The sequence below is a fragment of the Nesterenkonia salmonea genome (assembly GCF_005771525.1).
Classification (GTDB): domain Bacteria; phylum Actinomycetota; class Actinomycetes; order Actinomycetales; family Micrococcaceae; genus Nesterenkonia; species Nesterenkonia salmonea.
This window is the reverse complement of the sequence record NZ_VAVZ01000007.1, coordinates 1-17,962: the sequence shown is the minus strand read 5'-3', so window position 1 is coordinate 17,962 and position 17,962 is coordinate 1. Positions and strand designations below refer to the sequence as shown.

The 17,962-nt window shown below is 60.8% G+C and carries 17 protein-coding genes and 1 tRNA gene; 4 read left to right on the top strand and 14 right to left on the bottom strand.

Translation table 11 applies throughout. The features are described from left to right. Positions 1-29: 29 nt before the first annotated feature. Positions 30-2,786, bottom strand: coding sequence for a DNA polymerase I (polA, locus tag FEF26_RS03685; RefSeq protein WP_138252260.1), 2,757 nt, complete (start codon positions 2,784-2,786; stop codon positions 30-32). 86 nt (positions 2,787-2,872) lie between these two features. Between polA and FEF26_RS03680 the strand changes: the two genes are divergently transcribed. Continuing rightward, a complete protein-coding gene (locus FEF26_RS03680; protein WP_138252196.1) occupies positions 2,873-3,394 on the top strand; it encodes a hotdog fold thioesterase in 522 nt (173 codons plus the stop codon). Here FEF26_RS03680 and FEF26_RS03675 read toward each other — a convergent pair whose 3' ends face one another. Continuing rightward, complete coding sequence (locus FEF26_RS03675) at positions 3,395-4,519, bottom strand: glycosyltransferase family 4 protein (protein ID WP_166432905.1); 1,125 nt, start codon at positions 4,517-4,519, stop codon at positions 3,395-3,397. A 102-nt stretch (positions 4,520-4,621) separates the two neighbouring features. On the opposite strand from FEF26_RS03675, the gene FEF26_RS03670 reads away from it, so the two are divergent. Then, a tRNA-Gly gene (locus FEF26_RS03670) sits at positions 4,622-4,695 on the top strand. Between the two features lie 34 nt (positions 4,696-4,729). Continuing rightward, a complete protein-coding gene (locus FEF26_RS03665) occupies positions 4,730-5,821 on the top strand; it encodes a glycosyltransferase family 2 protein (RefSeq protein WP_166432904.1) in 1,092 nt (363 codons plus the stop codon). Here the strand turns inward: FEF26_RS03665 and FEF26_RS03660 are convergent. The 12 genes from FEF26_RS03660 to FEF26_RS03605 all read right to left on the bottom strand — a co-directional run bounded on the left by FEF26_RS03660 (position 5,781) and on the right by FEF26_RS03605 (position 17,283). Further along, a complete protein-coding gene (locus FEF26_RS03660; RefSeq protein ID WP_166432903.1) occupies positions 5,781-6,746 on the bottom strand; it encodes a glycosyltransferase family 2 protein in 966 nt (321 codons plus the stop codon). The genes FEF26_RS03665 and FEF26_RS03660 overlap by 41 nt on opposite strands. After that, on the bottom strand, positions 6,736-7,929 hold the full coding sequence (locus FEF26_RS03655) for an LCP family protein (protein ID WP_138252192.1): 1,194 nt from the start codon (positions 7,927-7,929) through the stop codon (positions 6,736-6,738). The genes FEF26_RS03660 and FEF26_RS03655 overlap by 11 nt, the downstream gene beginning before the upstream one ends. Positions 7,930-7,945: 16 nt before the next feature. Then, positions 7,946-8,683, bottom strand: coding sequence for a ribonuclease III (rnc, locus tag FEF26_RS03650; RefSeq protein ID WP_138252191.1), 738 nt, complete (start codon positions 8,681-8,683; stop codon positions 7,946-7,948). Between the two features lie 19 nt (positions 8,684-8,702). After that, entirely contained in the window at positions 8,703-8,906 is a 204-nt protein-coding gene (gene rpmF, locus FEF26_RS03645) for a 50S ribosomal protein L32 (protein ID WP_138252190.1), read from the bottom strand. A 35-nt stretch (positions 8,907-8,941) separates the two neighbouring features. Beyond that, entirely contained in the window at positions 8,942-9,520 is a 579-nt protein-coding gene (locus FEF26_RS03640) for a YceD family protein (protein WP_341805136.1), read from the bottom strand. 20 nt (positions 9,521-9,540) lie between these two features. Next, positions 9,541-10,449: a UTP--glucose-1-phosphate uridylyltransferase GalU gene (gene galU, locus FEF26_RS03635; protein WP_138252189.1), complete on the bottom strand. Its 909-nt coding sequence runs from the start codon at positions 10,447-10,449 to the stop codon at positions 9,541-9,543. Positions 10,450-10,458: 9 nt separating this feature from the next. Continuing rightward, positions 10,459-10,953, bottom strand: a complete 495-nt coding sequence (gene coaD / locus FEF26_RS03630; RefSeq protein WP_138252188.1) for a pantetheine-phosphate adenylyltransferase — start codon at positions 10,951-10,953, stop codon at positions 10,459-10,461. A gap of 2 nt (positions 10,954-10,955) precedes the next feature. Further along, positions 10,956-12,182 (bottom strand): glycosyltransferase family 4 protein, encoded by a 1,227-nt coding sequence (locus tag FEF26_RS03625; protein ID WP_138252187.1) that lies wholly within the window; start codon positions 12,180-12,182, stop codon positions 10,956-10,958. A 30-nt stretch (positions 12,183-12,212) separates the two neighbouring features. Continuing rightward, on the bottom strand, positions 12,213-12,791 hold the full coding sequence (rsmD, locus tag FEF26_RS03620; protein WP_138252186.1) for a 16S rRNA (guanine(966)-N(2))-methyltransferase RsmD: 579 nt from the start codon (positions 12,789-12,791) through the stop codon (positions 12,213-12,215). A gap of 45 nt (positions 12,792-12,836) precedes the next feature. Further along, complete coding sequence (locus FEF26_RS03615) at positions 12,837-15,155, bottom strand: ATP-dependent DNA helicase RecG (protein WP_138252185.1); 2,319 nt, start codon at positions 15,153-15,155, stop codon at positions 12,837-12,839. Continuing rightward, on the bottom strand, positions 15,152-16,147 hold the full coding sequence (locus FEF26_RS03610; protein WP_138252184.1) for a DAK2 domain-containing protein: 996 nt from the start codon (positions 16,145-16,147) through the stop codon (positions 15,152-15,154). Before FEF26_RS03610 ends, FEF26_RS03615 begins: the two co-directional genes overlap by 4 nt. Positions 16,148-16,215: 68 nt before the next feature. Beyond that, on the bottom strand, positions 16,216-17,283 hold the full coding sequence (locus tag FEF26_RS03605; protein ID WP_166432902.1) for an LCP family protein: 1,068 nt from the start codon (positions 17,281-17,283) through the stop codon (positions 16,216-16,218). Between the two features lie 68 nt (positions 17,284-17,351). On the opposite strand from FEF26_RS03605, the gene FEF26_RS03600 reads away from it, so the two are divergent. Next, the gene (locus FEF26_RS03600) at positions 17,352-17,885 is read left to right on the top strand and encodes a DUF3515 family protein (RefSeq protein WP_243730394.1); all 534 of its coding nucleotides are present in this window, start codon (positions 17,352-17,354) and stop codon (positions 17,883-17,885) included. Positions 17,886-17,962 lie beyond the last annotated feature (77 nt).

Below are 17,962 nucleotides of genomic sequence, written 5' to 3'. Positions count from 1 at the left end.
GTCTGGTGTGAGCTGTGCGGTGCACCGGATTAGTGCGCTGCACTGTGCCAGGAGTCCCCCACGCCCACATGAACATCCAGTGGCACATCAAGATCGGCAGCCGCCCCCATCCTTTCAATCAGGAGGGCTTCGACCTGATCCCGCTCCCCCTGGGCGACTTCCAGGACGAGTTCGTCGTGAACCTGCAGCAGGACCCGGGAGGTGAGATTCGCCTCCGCCAGGCCGGCCTCGACATCGATCATCGCGCGTTTGATAATGTCAGCCGCCGATCCCTGGATGGGCGCGTTGAGCGCAGCCCGCTCTGCCATCTGCCGCAGTTGCCGGTTGTCGCTGGTCAAATCCGGTAAATAGCGACGACGCCCATAGAGGGTCGAGGTGAATCCGTCTTTCTTTGCCTGGGCAACTACATCGTGCAGATAGTCACGGACGGCGCCGAAGCGTTCGAAGTATTCATTCATGAGTTCGCGGGCCTCATCGACCCCGATACCCAACTGCTTGGATAAGCCGAAGCTGCTCAATCCATAGACCAGCCCATAGCTCATCGCCTTGATCTTGGATCGCTGCTCGGCGGAGACTTCCTCGGTGTCCACGCCGAACACGCGGGCCCCCACAAAGTTGTGCAGATCCTCTCCCGCCCGGAATGCCTCAATCAGCGCCTGGTCACCAGAGAGGTGCGCCATGATTCGCATTTCGATCTGTGAGTAGTCTGCAGTGACCAGAGTGTCGTAGCCCTGCCCCACAACGAACGCATCGCGGATCTTGCGTCCGGACTCAGTGCGCACCGGAATGTTCTGCAGGTTCGGGTGCAGACTGGAAAGCCGCCCTGTGGCAGCCACAGTCTGGGCGTAGGTGGTGTGGATGCGCCCATCGTCGCCGACGGCCTCCATCAACCCAGTGACCGTCTGACGAAGTTTAGACGCGTCGCGATGGTTCATCAGGTGCACCAAGAAGTCGTTCTGCGTCTTGGCCAGGAGGTCCTGCAGGGTTTCCACATCGGTGGAGTAGCCCGTCTTGTTCTTCTTCACCCCCGCGGTGGGTAGCTCCAGTTCCTCGAACAGCACAGCCTGCAACTGTTTAGGGGAGCCGAGATTCACTTCATGGCCCACCACCGCATAGGCCGCCTGGGCGGATTCGTTGATGGAAGCCTCAAACTCGGCGTCAAGGGACTCAAGTCGTTCTCGGCTCACAGCGATTCCAGTGAGTTCCATCTGCAGCAGAATCTCTGCCAAGGGCAGCTCCAGTTCGTACAGAAGCTTGTCAGCCTTCCGCCCTGTGAGCTCGGCGTGCAGTGTGAAGGACAGCGGATGCAGGAGCATTCCATGCACGGCCGCCCGTGCTAGGTCTTCTTGCGTGACGCCTGGAATGACGTCTTGATCGAAGAGGTCAAGCTGGGCTCCGTCGGCGCCCTGGGGGGCGAAATCCTCGCCGCCGATGTAATCGGCCGGCTCAGTCGACTCCCCGAGATACTGGGTGACGAGATCAGCGAAGGCGAAATTCCTTCGGTCCGGCTGCACCAGATATCCGGAGAGCAGCGTGTCTTCGACGGTGCCCCGAAGCTCTAGTCCGCGCCAAGCCAAGCGCTTGCCAGCGTCCTTGACGTCGTGGACCAATTTTGGGGCATCGGAGTCGGCGAGCCAAGCGGCCAGTGACGCTTCCAGCTCAGCATCGGCGTCGGTCAACGACACCGCAAGCCCCACAACCGGTGTCTCCGGGGAATCGGCTGCCGGGGCGACGACGAGGGCCAAAACTTCCGCTGCCCGGGCCGCCTCATCACGCTTCGCCTTGGTGGAAAGCGACTCACCTGAACGGTCCAGGCACAGTGCCAGGGCCAAGGAGGCGCCGCCGTGCTGTGCTATGAACGTGGTGAAATCGGCCGCAGTGGTGATGGCCCGAACCTCAGGGAGGCTCTGGGTTGGCTCTGGGGACAGGTCTGCGTCGGGGAAACGAGCGGCAAACGTGTCGAAGAGACGGTCGCGGATCTGGTTAAACTGCAGAGCGTCGAACAGCGGTTCAACGGCCTCCCGGTCAGGAGTGCTCAGCACGCAGTCTTCCAGCGCCACCGGAAGCTCCAGATCCGTGACCAGCCGGTTCAGCTCAAGGTTGCGCTCCACATCGGCCAACGCTGCGCGCAGGTTCTCCCCGGCCTTGCCTTTGATGTCGTCAGCGTGTTCGATGATGCCGCGGGCGGAGCCGTACTCGCCGATCCATTTGGCGGCAGTCTTAGGTCCGACTTTTGGCACACCGGGCAGGTTGTCGGCACTCTCGCCTACCAAGGCAGCCAGGTCCCGGTACTGGTCGGGGCGCACCAGATACTTGGCCTGAACCCCAGCGGGGTCAAGCCGAACAGATTTGGTGACTCCACTGGTGGGGTAGTCCAAGTGTGTGTTCTCGGTGACTAGCTGAAGTGCGTCGCGATCACCTGAAACGATCACCGTCTGCCAGCCTGCCGCTTCGGCGCGGGTGACATAGGTGGCGACGATATCGTCAGCTTCATAGCGTTCGACTGTGACTGCGGGGATATTGAGAGCAGCGGCAACCTCTTTGATGAGGTCAATTTGGCCGGTGAACTCTGCCGGTGTCTTGTCGCGTCCGCCCTTGTAGTCGTCGTATGACTCATGCCGAAACGTCGGTGTGTCGAGATCAAAGGCGAGGGCTATATGCGTCGGAGCTTCCTCGCGAATCAGCTTCAGCAGCATGTTTGTGAAACCGTGCACCGCATTGGTGTACTGCCCCGTTGATGTGCGGAACGACTCCGTAGGCAGGGCGTAGAACGCCCGGAATGCCATGGAATGTCCGTCGATTACCAGTAGTTTGTTGCCCTCGTCGCTCACACGGACAGCCTACCGCCCGCATGCTGGCTAAACTGAAGTTCATGAGCTTTGAAGCATTTGGTCCAGAGTTTCCGACCGCTGGCGTCCCAACACCGATCCCTGACGAAGAGCAACGCCGCGCGCGGATGACGGCTGCGGGCGTGCCCGAACAGTACTGGGATTGGATGGGGCCGCACGGCGCGTCGGCAATGGGCGCCAAATTGGGCCTTAGATTCGTGGAGATGAGTCCGGAGAAGATCGTGGCGACGATGCCGGTGGGGGGAAATGAGCAGAACGTCGGACTCTTCCACGGCGGTGGGCACTTTGTCATCGCAGAGACTTTGGGGTCCATTGGCTCGATCTTCCATGTGCGAGCCAATCTGGGTTTGGTGCGTCAGGTGGTCGGCACTGAGCTTTCTGCCACACACCACCGGGCGGCGACCAGCGGTCTGGTCTGGGGAACCTGCACTCCCCTTAACTTAGGAAAACAATTGGCGGTTCATGAGATTGTCATGCGTGATGACTCAGGACGGCGTCTCTCAACAGCACGGATGACCAATATGATCCTTCAGCCGCGGGAGTGATCAGCGCTCCACAAAGTGGTGAAGCGCTTGTTCAATGGCCGCCGCATGGGCCTCTGCGGTGTAGCGGCTCCGGACTAGTTTCAGTCCGTGCGCTCCCATCCGGTGGGCCTCCGCCGGCGAGGCGAGCAGCGACACCAGGGTGCTGCGCAACGATTCGACGCTGCCAGCTTGGTAGTACTGGCCGGTGCAGCCTTCGATGACGGCTTCGATCTCAGGCGAGGAGTCTCGGTTTCCTGCCTCGGCGATAACCGGCACGCCGAAACCGAGTGCTTGTATGACGTTGAGCCCCGCCCCTCCGACGGCGAGGGCCGCATCCGCCTCAGCGTAGTGATTCTTGAGCTGCTCGAAGTCATACACTGCCCCTAGAAAAGTCGCGTCGACTCCGGACTGGGCAAAGACACCTTCCAAACGCTCCCGCTCAGATCCCTCCCCTATGACAACCACTCGTGGAGCCGTCAGATCCGAAGGCCAAGTCTCCAGCGCCTGAGCGAGGATGTCCAGGCGGTGGCGGGCGGTCAGGCGGGATGAGTAGATCAGCGTGGGCCGTTCGCTGGTGGTATCACTGCGCAGCGGTGCGCCTGGCAGCTGTTCGCTGGAGTAGAGACTGTTGTAGATCACCCGGATCTTCTCGGCCGGGAGACCGTACTCTACTCCGAGCTGCTGTGCTCGGTCCCCGTAGACCATGAGGCCGTCCACCAAGGCGTAGAACGCGAGCCTGAGTCTGCGCTTGGCGCCGGATTCGGCGCGTTTCCAGCCGTGACCCCAAAGCAGGACACGGCGTCCGCGGAGCTTACCGATCGCACCTGCAGCCCAGGCGGAGACAGTGTAGATCCTGCCTTCAAGAACATAAGCGTCATAGCCGCCCCGCCATACGGCAGCAACTTGTCCACTTTGCCACCACAGGGGGCCCAGGGACTTGGTTTTCACCGGCTTGACGTGGGAGAGAATATCGGCCGAGGCTGCTGCAATATTGTCAGCGGCACTCGCTTCGCTGTTCTTGAACCGGCCCACCAGGTCGTAGGCGAACTGCTGCGATTCCTGAAGGCACCGCACCAGGGGTTCACGGTAGTGGGAGACGGTGGGTTGAATCTGGAACCGGACGCGGGTCGGCTGGGTGCGCTTCACGGTCCCCATCCTGCCTTGGGTCGGCCGTAGCGAGGCTGATCAACACTCAGTTTTGCACCGGCCTAGGTGCTTGATAAGGTGACTAAGCGCTCAACGCGGAGCGGGGGTGTAGCTTAGTGGCAAAGCTCCAGCCTTCCAAGCTGGTCACGCGGGTTCGATTCCCGTCACCCCCTCCATTACGTTTTCGCCATCGCCCGGTACAGTCAAGGGGTGGCAGTTCAAAGACTCAGCATCATCGTCCCAGTGTTCAACACTGGTGAGTATCTCAGGACACGGGCATTCCCTTCCCTCGTTAGGCTGCCGAATTTTGAGCAGATTCATGTAGTGCTGGTTGACGATGGGTCGACGTACACGGACACCCTTGACGCCGTGAACGAGCTTGCCGCTGGGCATCCGAATGTCACCGCTTTCTTCCACGCCACAGGCGGGTCGGGTTCAGCCTCCCGACCCCGCAACACGGGCCTGAGCTTGGCGGACACGGAGTTCCTCGGTTTCTTAGATCCGGATGATGAGTTCCTCGGCTCGGGCCCTTGGCCGTTGGTGGAGGCATTGGATGCCCATTCGGATGCTGAATTGGCCATGGGTCGGCAGCAACGGATCTACTCCGACCGCACCGAGCGCGTCAACAACGTATCCCACTACACGCACAGGCCAGTTGCCACCGGTCTCTACCAGGCCGGAGGTGAGGTCCTCACCCGCGCCCAATTCAGGCCCACCAACCTCAGCAGCATAGTGATACGCAGCGACTGGTTGAAGCGCACCGGAATTGAGCAGGTGATCGGAGCTGCCGGACAGGATTCATTGTTTTTCCGCCAGGTTTTCGCTGAGGCTTCGGCTTTCGCGGCCGTTTCGGATGAAGTGTATGCCTACCACGCAGAGACCCCTGGCTCCATGGTGAACACTGTCACAGCTGCATACTTCTCTAAGTGCCTGGTGCGCGAACGAGCCCAGGCCCGGTGGCTGCACTCAACGGGTCTCGTTGATGACTATGTGGCTCATGGGTTCGAACGGGCCTTTGCATGGTATCTGCCAAGACTGCGCCGCATGCCCAAACCTCAGCGGGCGCAGGCCCGCGCTGTTCTCCATGAAATCGCCGGTCTCTATGTTGATCCAGCTCAGCATCGTTGGCGGTACCCAGAGGTGATGGCGTTCTTCCGTCGCCCGTCGATCCCTTCAGTGGAGGGTCTTAAACCGTTGACGGCTGTGGCTCGCCGCAGAGCTAAAAAGACTGCCGGGCAGGCCATTTCGGCGGGCCGGCGGCTCAACTCTTCCGTGCGTACTCGGCGCGGCCTTGACCCATGACCGCCTTTAGCATCCCTAGCCCTTCACAGAGATAGTAGTCATCCGTGTAGGTCACAGGGCGTCGGCGAGCTCTGTGGCTGAATCGACGCACGGCGCCGTAGCTGGCCCGAGCGGCTCCTTCAGCAACTAGCCCCAGGGTCACCCAGGTGGAGGGCGAGGCGCGTAGACGCTTCTTGGCCACTCTCACCTGTCCTCCCCGGAGAGCACGACGCCTCAGCCACTGCTTGGTTGACCGTTCGATGGGCACATGCTCAGTCACCACGGCCTCAGCGCACCACCAGAACTGGGCGCCGTCGTCCATCATGCGTTCAAAGAGATCAGAGTCCGAGCCGCCGATGAAGTTGAAGGTCTCATCAAAGCGGTACCCCCTCCCACCGTGACGGGGATGGCCGAACCAGGTGCTCAGCACCAGCGTGTTATTGGTTGCCAACCGCCGTGGGTGTGGTCCGGTGGGGAAGTCCGTCCTCCGAACGTAGCCGTAGGTGCTCACCCAGTCAGGTTCTTCCCCCTCGAAGATGGGAACTACTGGTCCGGCGACCGCATCGGCGGAGGACTCGCAGGCCGCACTGAGCAGTGAGACGAACCAATCTGTGGTGACTTGTTCATCATCGTCGAGGAACACGACCGCTTGTGCGTCCTCTGGGACGGCTTCCAATGAAGTGTTCCGGGCCGTCGCGATTCCGGGGCGTGGTTCGTGAACGTACCGGGCCCCGGAGTAGGACTGAACCAGGTGCTCCGCCGTAGGCTGCGGGGAGTTGTCCACGACGATAACGTGCGGCTGGTCGATAGTGGTTCCGGGAGGCATCTGGACTGACTTCAGTGACTCCAGCAGCCGGGTCAGCAGATCATTGCGTTGATATGTACACACCAGCAGCCACGTCGTCTCTGGCGTGGGGTCCTGGATTCTGGCCGAACTAGCCGTCACGGCTGATGCTCTGACCCAACTGGCGTCCCACGTGCAGCCCCAGCGGTTCTTCATCATCTGGCGCCGCGATAGTTCCTGGATCTGGATCCAAGGACTCTGTGTACCTCATAAATTCGCCCATGTTCTCATCGGCGAGGGATTCACGGAGCAGACCCATCATCTCCTCATCAGGAAGGATGACCTGCGCTCCACCGGAGGTGGTGTGCGGCTCGCCTGCGGGCATCGTGAAGGTGTGGATATCACTGCCGCGGAGGTTCGTCATGCCCAAGGCGTAGCTGACGATGGTGTCAGCATCCAATGCGGAGTCCATCTCCATGTAGGGAAGGATCGCTTCCAACACACCAAAGATCCGTTGGGGGTTCGTCAGGGTGTCCCCGGACAGGAAGCGCGAGGCGATCGCTCGCATCACCAACTGCTGGTTCTCCACCCGAATGTGATCGCTGGTGGGGAACGACTTGCGCTCGCGAACGAAACGCAAGGCGCTGGATCCCTCGAGCCGGATCGAACCCTCTGGGTAGAAGGCTGGGTTCTGTTGTCCGGCTGAGAAGGACCGTGGGTTCTCCACGTAGACACCGCCCAGCGCCGTGGTGAGGTCCTCGAAACCGTCGAAGTCAATGGTGACCACGTGGTCGATATGTGTGTAGAGCATGTCTTCGACGGTGTCTACCGCGAGTTCAAGACCACCTGCGGAGAGCGCTGAGTTCACCCTGCCCTGTCCTTGACCGGGAATGTCCACCCATAGGTCACGCATAATGGACATCACGTAAATGCCGGACCGGTCCTCTGGGATGTGAACCAGCATTATGGCGTCGGAGCGTTCGCCCTCTTCCCCGGTTTCTTGGCGGTATTGCTCTTCCTCATCGCCGCGGCTGTCTGAACCGAGCAGCAGAACGTTAACCGTTCCCTCGGAGGTCCGGTAGGCGGTGTCGTCGTCGAGGTCATCCAGTTCCTCAATGACATTGCGTTCTTCCTCGAAGACTGTCTGCAACCTGTTGATGTAGCCATAGGCCACAATGCCAGCCACCATGAGGACGGTGGTGAGTGCCGCCAACGCAATGACGATGATGCGAAATCTGCGACTGCGCACTCTTTTCGGTGCTGGCTCTGAGGCTGATGCGACCGGCGCCGAAGACGGTGGAATCACGCCGCCTTTTGCGCGACGTGGACGGTGCTTATCGCTCACCGATTCGGTCTCCCTCTCACTCTGCGTCCGGCTCGTATCGGTCCAGTACCAGAGTCAGAATATCTGCCTGTCCCCGACCTCCGGTGAGTTCCTCCACGGTGACTCGGGCGGCGTCGCGCTCGGCTTCCTTCTTCGAAGGCCCGGTCCCTTGGGCATACTCAGTGCCCCCGATGGTGACCGTGGCCCGGAATGACTTGCGGTGATCGGGTCCGAAATCCTCGATGATGTAGCGGATTTCGCCCATATCGCGGGCGGCAACCAGCTCTTGAATGGTGGTTTTCCAGTCTTTGCCTGCGGTCATGGCTTCGGTGTCACTGAGCAGCGGTGTCACCAGGCGAAGCACAAGTGCTCTGGCCGTTTCGAAGCCTTCGGCGGAGTGCACAGCGCCGATGATAGCTTCCATTGTGTCAGCCAGAATGGAGTCTTTGTCGGCACCCTTGGTGCGCAGCTCTCCAGCACCGAGCCGGATATGTGGACCCAGGTCCAGGGTCCGCGCAATTCTGGCCAGGGCGCGGGTGGACACCAGCGCGGGACGGAGTTTGGCCAGATCGCCCTCCGCGAGGTCGCCGAAGGTGCGGAAGAGGTAGTCGGTGACCACCAGCTGCAGAACGGCATCACCCAGAAATTCCAGACGCTCATTGGTCGCCAGGCCATCATTTTCGTAGGCGTAGGACCGGTGTGTCAGGGCAAGACGAAGAGCCTCGGGGTCAATGTGTACCCCAAGGCTCTTCTGAAGTGTCTCCGGCTCGTTCAATCCTTGCGAACAGGTGAGGTCAGGCGTCGGCGACTTTGCGGCCCTTGTACTCAAAGAACAGCGGGGTGTCTGCAGAGTCGGTCACCAGCTTCGCCTGGTGCGGACGGCTGTAGACGACACGACCGTTCTCCACCGTCTTCACCAGGGTTGGCACTTCAGCCTTCCACTGTGAACGACGGTGACGGGTGTTGGCACGGGACTTCTTCCGCTTCGGAACAGCCACGGTGTCCTCTTCTCTCTCAGTTGACTAACAGTTGACTACGACGACGTGTCGCCGTCTTCATCATCTTCATTCAGTGTATCTGCCAGGCTTGCTAATTTAGCCCAGCGTGGGTCGAGCTGCTCGTGGTCGTGTCCAAGATCATCTTCCATGCGGAATCCGCATTGAGAACACAATCCCGGGCAGTCCGCCCGGCACACCGGCTGGAACGGCAGTGCCGAGACCATGAGGTCCCGCAATACCGGCTCCAGGTCGAGGGTCAAGTCTGCAGTGACTTCGCGAGTTTCCTCGTCGTCACCGTCTGCCTGATTCGCCTCTGGGGTCCAGGAGTAGAGCTGCATCACGTCAACGGTCAGCGGGAAACCTATGGGATCTAGGCAACGCCCACATTGACCGGTGACCTCTGCGGAGGCGGTTCCTGAGAGCAGAACTCCCTCATGCACGGATTCCACTCTCAGGTCGAGGTCCAAGTCACTTTGTTCGGCAATGCCGACCAGAACAGTGCCTAGCCCTGACGGAGCTTCCACCGTGCGGAAGAGGGTGCGCTGAGCTCCAGGATGGCCTTTGAGCTCTCTGACGTCCACGTGCAGCAAATAGTCCTGCTGTGGATGTTTCACAGCGGACAACACTACAGGATTCAGAGGCTTTGAGCGAACTCCTTGAGCCATGGCCTCAGCTCGGGGCCGAGGTCTGCACGCTCAGCGGCCAGCGTCACCACTGCTTTGATATAGCTGAGCTTGTCGCCGGTGTCATAGCGGCGCCCCCGGAAGACCACCGCGTGCACTCCCCCACCTTCCTCAGTGGGCTTGGCGGCCATAGCCTGCAACGCGTCCGTCAACTGAATCTCCCCGCCCTTGCCCGGAGGGGTGCGTTCCAGCTCAGCAAAGATAGCGGGGTGAAGGATGTAACGGCCGATGATGGCCAGATTGCTTGGCGCCTCTTCAGCGGGGGGTTTCTCCACCAGTCGGTGCACGGGCACCACATCAGCGCCAGGTTCCTTATCGTGACCACCGGCGTCAATAACGCCATAGGCGGAGACAGCGTCTTCAGGAACCTCCATGACGGCGATCACCGAACCACCCAAACGCTCCTGGGCCTCCATCATGGTCGTGAGGAGCTCATCGCGAGCATCAATGAGATCGTCGCCGAGTAGAACCGCGAACGGTTCATAGCCGACGTGCTGCTTGCCGCAGAGCACTGCGTGCCCCAGGCCGAGGGCCTGACCCTGGCGGACGTAATGGAGGTCACCCAGGTTGGTGGCGTATTGGATAGCCTCCAGCTTCTTGGTGTCACCCTTGTCGCGCAGTGTCGCCTCAAGGACTGGTGCGCGGTCGAAATGGTCCTCCATGGACCGCTTGTTCTGACCGGTGATCATGAGAATGTCATCAAGGCCAGCCTTCGACGCTTCCGCCACCACATACTGAATGGCAGGCTCGTCGACAACCGGAAGCATTTCCTTCGGCATGGCCTTTGTGGCAGGGAGGAATCTTGTGCCTAATCCCGCGGCGGGAATGACGGCTTTCTTAATCCGCTTACTGGTGTTCATGAAGTCACCCTACCGTGATTGCCCAGTATGTTTTCCGACTTTAAGCCTCTTCTGCACGGCGCGGGGAATAAATTCTGACACTTCGCCACCCAGAGAGTGCACTTCCTTAACCAAGGTGGACGATAGATGCGTATACCTTCCATCAGCAGTCAGAAACACAGTTTCCAGGCTGGTGAGGTGCCGGTTCATCGTGGCCATTGAAGCTTCGTAGGCCAGATCATGAGCTCCACGGAGCCCTTTGATCACAGCCGATGCACCGACTTCTTTGCAGAAGTCCGTCAGGAGAACTCCCGGCCGCAGAGGCTTCACTGTAACGCCCCTGAGGTAGGAGAAGGTCTCCTGCGCCATGGCAATCCGCTCTTCCAGGGGAAACATGGGGCTCTTGTGCATATTCGCCGAGACCGCAACGATCACTTCCTCGAAGAGATTGGCGGCTCGGGCGATGATCTCGACGTGCCCGTTGTGCATGGGGTCGAAGGATCCTGGGCACACTGCTGACTGCATGATTATCCCACCTGGCTTGGCGTCGTCGTATTGGAGGCATGTGAGTGTTGCGCTGCGTTCTCCACCACACACAGAAATCTGTCGAAGAGCAAATCTCGGTCGAATTCCTGCCGTGCGAGATCCAATGCCGCGTGGGAGCCGGCGGAGACGTCAATCTGTCCAGAACGAATTCCTTCCCGCAGCTGGTCAGCTGCTGCGGCGGGGTTTCGGGAAAGTTGCCACCCAGCATTGTTCTCAGCGAGCACTTCGGGGAGCCAACCAGCGTGGTTGAAGATCACTGGCCGGGCTGCCGCCAGGGCGTCGAAAACCTTGTTCAGGGAATTGATTTCTAAGGCAGGGTTGTCCACGAGGGTCGAGACTGCGATATCGGCCGCCGGGAGCATCCGTTCGATCTCGGTGCGGGGGATTTTTCCGGGCAGCACTTCCAGTGCGTTCAAACCGAATTCGCTGGCGACTCGACGGCACCTTTGGGTATCAGCACCTTCCCCGTAGGCAACCACCCGAAACTTCTCCCCGCGCTGGTGGAGTTCACCTGCGAGCCGGATCAGCCAGGGAACGTCGTAGGTGACACCGAAACTGCCTGCGTAGAACAGGACGGTTTCATCATCGGCCCATCCGAGTTCAGCACGGACTGCGCTGCGACTGTGGCGGGATGGCGCGAAGTTCTCCACATCTGAGGCATTGGGCACCACAGTGGTGCCAACTTTGGGCCACACGCGCTTAACTCCGGCTTCCATTCCAGGAGAAAGGGCGATGACATGATCGGCTGACCGGTAGGCGGCTTTCTCGAGTTTCTCGGCAGCCCAAATGGCCCCGCGGTTCTTGAGGAACCCCAGTGCCACCGGAGCTTCTGGCCAGAGGTCGCGGACTTCGAAGACGAAGGGGGCGCGTCGAATTGTGGAGGCAATCATGCCGGGCACAGCGGTCGTCAGTGGAGTAGAGGAGGCGAAGACCACATCAGCTCTGACCTTGGACGCGAACCAGCTGGCCCTCGTCATGAAGGAGATGAAGGAGCGCACCCGTTGGCCGAAGGCCATCGCGTTCTCATAGGGGACGGTGAGTCTGCGGACCTCGACGCCATCGAGACGGCGACGGGCAGCTTCACGTCCGCCGCAGATGACGGTGACCTCATGCCCAGCCCGGGCTAGTCGGCGGGCGAACTGCCAAGGACGCTGCCAACCGGGTTCCCAAGGGAAATTGAAGTGCTGGTGGATATAGACGATGCGCACATCAGCAAGTCTACGTGGATGTCGTCCCTGTCATTGCGGTTCTGCCAACCATATGCGGGTCGAACCGTAGCTCTTCTCATGGAATCGCCTGAGTGCGGCAGGCCAGGACGGCTCAGGGGACTGTGCATCGCGTTCAACAACTACCGTCGCGGCGGGATGCAGCTGCGGCGCTGCCGCCTCGAGCACCTTCGCCAACTCAGCTTCACCCAGGCTGTACGGCGGGTCCAGGAAAAGCAGTTCGATGGGATCCCCATGGCGGGACTTCAGGTACCGAAGCGCCTGCGCTTTGTGGACGCGAATAACCTCTGTGGGCTGCGTGCCCTCAGGGTGTGCTGGAGTGAAAAGGGCGGCGTTCTTGGTCAGTGTGCGGTAGGCGGACTCAGCCACGTCCACGACTTCCAGACTTCGTGACCCCCGGCTGATCGCTTCGAAACCCAGGGCCCCTGACCCGGCGAACACATCGACGACGACTGCGTCCTCTAAGGCGTCGTATCCTTCCAGTCGCGAAAACAGCGATTCTTTGACCCGGTCGCTCGTAGGACGTGTCCCGGTTCCGGGAACGACCGAAATTCTGCGTCCCTTGTGCGTACCGGCAATAATGCGTGCCACCGTTCGCTCGCTTCCCGTCTGAGGCTGTCCTGATGTCTCTGCACTTTATCCCTGACTGACGTACTCTGCGGCGTCATCGTGCTCCTGTTCCCACTCTTCAACCGCCGCTGCCAGCTCTGGGGCAGTTTGCCACGTCGGGTCTTCCGCGCTGAGCCGGGTGATGTGCTCGGCGGCCCGGATGATGAGATCTTCATCACGAATGATGCGCAGATGCTTCAGCGAGCTGACTTTCCCAGACTGGCTGGCGCCGAGAACGTCGCCTTCACGTCGCCGAGCCATGTCTAAGCGAGCCAGTTCCATCCCGTCGCGGTGCTGGGCGACCTGGCGCAGGCGTTCCACGGAGGGGTGACTCTCCGGCATGCGAGTGACAAGTAGGCAGAGGTTGGAGGACGTACTCCCCCGCCCGATGCGACCCCTGAGCTGATGAAGCGTGGACATTCCGAACGACTCAGCGTCCAGAATCACCATGGTGGTGGCGTTGGGAACATCCACGCCGACCTCAACCACAGTAGTCGCAACCAAAACGTCAATCTGCCCGGCCTCGAAACGGGACATGGTCTCCGATATTGCCTCCGGGGGCAACTGGCCATGCAAGGCTTCGAGCCGCGCACCAGCGAGCTGCTCATTGGATGCCAGCCGTTCAGCGATGAGCTCCACGGACGCGTCCTGTGACACGAAGGCCTCAGCCCATTCACGAGTGATGGGCGTACCTGCCGACGAGCGCTGCTCAGACTGTGCGGCAAGCATCGTCTGCTGCTGACCGGGCAGCATGCCGAAACGAAACTCCAATTGACGGTCGATCTCTTGGGCGGTCGGCGCGGAGGTGGTGATCCTCGGGCAGACCACATACACCTGATGCCCGGCGCGGACCTGTTCCGCGACTCGCTGCCAGACCCGTTGGATCCAGGCCGGCCCGCGCATGGTCGGGACCAAATGGGTCTCGATCGGGCTGCGCCCTCCCGGCAAACCATCCAGAACCGTCAGCTCCAGGTCTCCGAAGACAGTCATCGCAACGGATCGCGGAATGGGAGTGGCGGACATGACTAACATGTGCGGCGTCGGAGTGAAGCGTTCTCGCAGGGCGCTGCGCTGCTCGACGCCGAACCTGTGCTGTTCGTCGATCACCACCAGTCCGAGCTGCGCGAACTGGACAGTTTTACCGAGGACCGCATGGGTTCCTACGACGAGGCCCGCTTGACCAGAGGCGATGTCCAAAAGTGCCTGCTTGCGTTCTGCAGGACGTTGGGAGCCGGTGAGCAGCGTGAGCTTCACGCGCGGTTTCGAAGTGTCCTGCGGATCTCCGGGCAGCGGTTGTTCGGCCAATGCACCTAAGGATCTGCTCAGTGACCGGAAGTGCTGAGTGGCGAGCACCTCTGTCGGCGCGACGAGCACTGATTGGGCCCCCGCATCAGCAACCTGGAGCATCGCTCTCAGCGCCACCAGGGTTTTCCCAGATCCCACTTCACCCTGTAGGAGGCGATTCATGGGGCTGGACTGTGTCAGATCCTGGGAGATCAGTTCTCCGCTGCGTTGCTGGCCGTCGGTCAGTTCGAAAGGAAGCTGAGCATCGAACGCGCACAGCAGCCCAGCTTCTGTTACAGGCATGGAAGTCCCTGAGGAGCGGGACGCCTCCCGGCGCCGACGTTGGAGCACCCCCTGCATCATGAGCGCTTCCTGAACCCGGAAACGTTTCAGCCCGTCCTTGTGCTCCCCATGCACCGACGGCAGGTGCACCATTCGGTAAGCAGCTCCAAGGTCTGGCAGGGTTTCCGCTTCGGCGATGCTGCGCGGGACCGGGTCAGGCCATCGGCTGAAGTCGATCACATCCAAGAGGGCCGTGATGCCGCGCTTGATCTCCCAGCTGGTGATGTGCCGGTTAGCGGGATAAAGAGCCATTGGGCCGCTGGAAAGGGCGGGCTGGGCCATTGGTGTAGCGGCTGCGTCTTCTGGGGTGGAGTGGATGTCGTACGCGGGGTTGTTCAGCGTCAGTTGTCCGTTGAAGGTGGTCACTTTTCCGTGGAACAGTCCCCGCACGCCCGCTACGAGGTCTTTTCGGGCCTGGTAGCCGTTGAAATAGGCCATACGCAGCGGACTGCCATGACTGTCTTCTACCGTGACTTCAACGATGAATCCTCGACGCCGCTGGAAGGACCGTTGAGTGCTTCGTGTGACCACTGCCATGAAGGTGACATGTTCGCCTTCACCGAGCTCGCTGAAGTCCGATAGCGCATTGGCGTCAATGTATCGGCGCGGAAAGTGCTCCAGTAGCTGCTGAACTGTCCGGATGTCGAGTGCCTTGGCAAGACGCTTGGCTTCTTTTCCCAGGACTCGGTCTACGGAGGTGTCAGGCAGGATCGTGGTCATCGGTTCAATGGATTGGTGGAGCTGTCTTCCAGTGGGCCGGCATCGTGGACTGCCTCGAGCGTGGCATCCGGCTGGTCTGTGTGGACGTGGATGCGCCACCGTAGGCTGCCATCCAGGTCAGCCTCCGACCCGATGGGCGTGATGATGACCGATTCACCGAGCTCATCAAGTCGATGCCGCAGTTCCGCTGCTTTGAGGGGATTGAGCCTCGCGGTGCACATCAGCTCCACGCCGCTCTGCAGTGGTCCAGTTGGGGCGTCATTTCCTGACAAGGAGCTCGAGGTGGTCGTATGTTCGCTGGGCTCGAATGCGTTATCCCATCCGGAGAGGCCGTGCATGATCTGATCTTCCAAAGCTTCACCGCGCACTGTGGCTGACAGCGCCGCGAGCACAAGCAGCAGGCCGAGCCCACCGGAATCCACCACGCCGGCTCGGGCGAGTTCGGGCAGCTGATGTTCGGTTTGAGCTACTGCCTGGCGGGCCGCTGCCAGGACCCTGGGAAGGGCCTCCTCAACGGCAGCTCGCGAGTCTGGGGCAACCGCGGCCGATGCGCAGGAACGCGCCTCATCCCGAGCAGCGTCGAGAACGGAGAGCATCGTGCCGCTGACTGGTTGGGTGAGCGCGGACCATCCACGCAGGCTCGCCCGGTCGAGTCCACGACTCAGGGCGTTGACGGTGAGCCGTTCCTGACCATTCAGCGGCTCAGCGAAACCACTTATCAGCACCGCAAGCAGGGTCCCAGAATTCCCATGAGCTGAGCCCATCGCTTGAGCCCCCGCAGCGGCCAGCAGCGCGCCTAGGTCTTCGTGATCAGCCTCTTCCACGGCGACCCGGCTGGACCGGATCGTGGCAAGCATGTTTGAGCCGGTGTCCGAGTCAGCGACCGGGTAGACATTGAGGCGGTCCAGTCGCTCGCGGTGGACTTCGAGGGCGTCTTCAGCCACGGCGAACCAGCGGTGGACCGCTGCGGCTCCCTTGACTTTACCTCTCACTGCAGACTCCCTCACACTCGCGATGCACACTGGTGCCTCAGCACCCCATTGTTCACTATTGTGAGGATTTAGTCTGAAAGGTAGTCGCTGAGCGTGCCGTCCTGCAGAGCCTGAGAGATTTCAGCCTGAGCCTCAGTGTCCTGGTTCCAGATCCACTGACCGTCGGGCGACCAGCCTGAGCCGCCGTTGGGAAGCGTGGCAAACTGGATATCACCTGTGGCACCCCGGGCCTCCCAGACCATTGATCCTGCCCGTGTCGCCGTGAGGTCTGCATCGGTCATCATGTGCGAAGCGAAGGTGGACACCATGTTGTTGGCCTGCACCGGGTTGGCCAGATTCGATGGAGAAACAGACTGTTCGATCACTGCGCGGATGAATGCCTGTTGGTTTCGAATGCGCTGCAGGTCTCCATCGGGGAAGCTGCTGCGGTGTCGCACAAAGCTGAGGGCCTGGTCGGCGTCCATAAACTGCTCTCCCGGAGTGAAGGTGTAGCCTTCCGAGGTGGTGAAGGGTTCTGAGTACCCTGAATTCACGCGGACGCCACCGAGCTCTTCGACAAGTCCCACGAATCCGAGCAGGTCCACAGCGGTGACATGGTCAATACGGACGTCCAGGAGGTCTTCCACGGTCGCCCTGGCGAGCCAGTGGCCCTGATCGCCTCCTAGGGCAAGCCCAGCGTTGACTTTGTGCCATCCGTAACCACCCGGGATCTCGACCCATAGATCTCGGGGGATCGAGATCACCTGCACGGAGTCGCCTGATTCAGGAATGTTGACCAGCATCATGGTGTCACTTCGGCCGCCTCCGGGAACTCGGGGGAGATCTTCGTCCTCTCCGGACCCACCGCCTACATCGGTGCCCAGCAGCAGAATGGTCCTGGCTTCAGTATCGTCAGGACGTTCCTCCTCTGACAGGCCGATCGAATCTGAACCGGGGTCCTCTTCAGCAAACTGTGTCACATTCGACCCATACGACCGCTGGAGAGTGAACAAGTACACTCCTGCCGCAAGCAGCGCCAGGATTACCAGTGTGGCCGCGCCTCCCAGAATCCACCGCGAACCGCGACGCTTGGCACGACGAGGTGGCTCGTCATCGTCGTGGATGAAGAACTGTTCGGCGGGCCCGGCAGCGGTCATGGGCATTCTCCTGATAGCGCGAAGGGCGCAAATAGCACCTTGTCGAATATTCCTACAGAATAGGACACGTGCCTGAAAAGTTTTCCCTCAAGCCCGCGACACACCGGCGTGCAGCGGTGTACGCTGCTTCAGCGGCTCTCCTTGGGCTGACGGGATGCGCCTCGACATCATCGGTGGAGCCAGCGCCTGAGGCCCATCATCCCGATTGCGCTGAGGTGATGTTGACGCTTCCGGAGCAGGTTGGTGAGTACGAGCAGCGTCGGACGACTTCGCAGGCTACGGCCGCTTGGGGTGATCCGGCGGCAGTAGTGCTGCGCTGCGGCGTGGAGCCGATCGGTCCCACGGAGCACCCCTGCGTCTCTCCAGCTGGTGTGGACTGGGTGTGGATCGAGCATGAGGATCACAGTCAGCTCATCAGCTTCGGACGTGAGCCGTCGGTGGAGCTCTTACTGGACCAGGATTACATCAGTGAATCCAGCATGATGGACGTACAGGCTGCGCTGTCCGGGCCGGTTCAGGAAATCGAACAGGTTCGCGAATGTCTGCCCATCGACCAGGCGGAGGCGCTTGGGGCCGAGGGCGCAGACAGCGCCTCCGAATAGTCGACTGGGGGCTAGTGGTGTGTCTCAGTTTTGTTTGATGGCTTCGAGGGCGACGCGGCCGCGGGCGACTTTTTCGA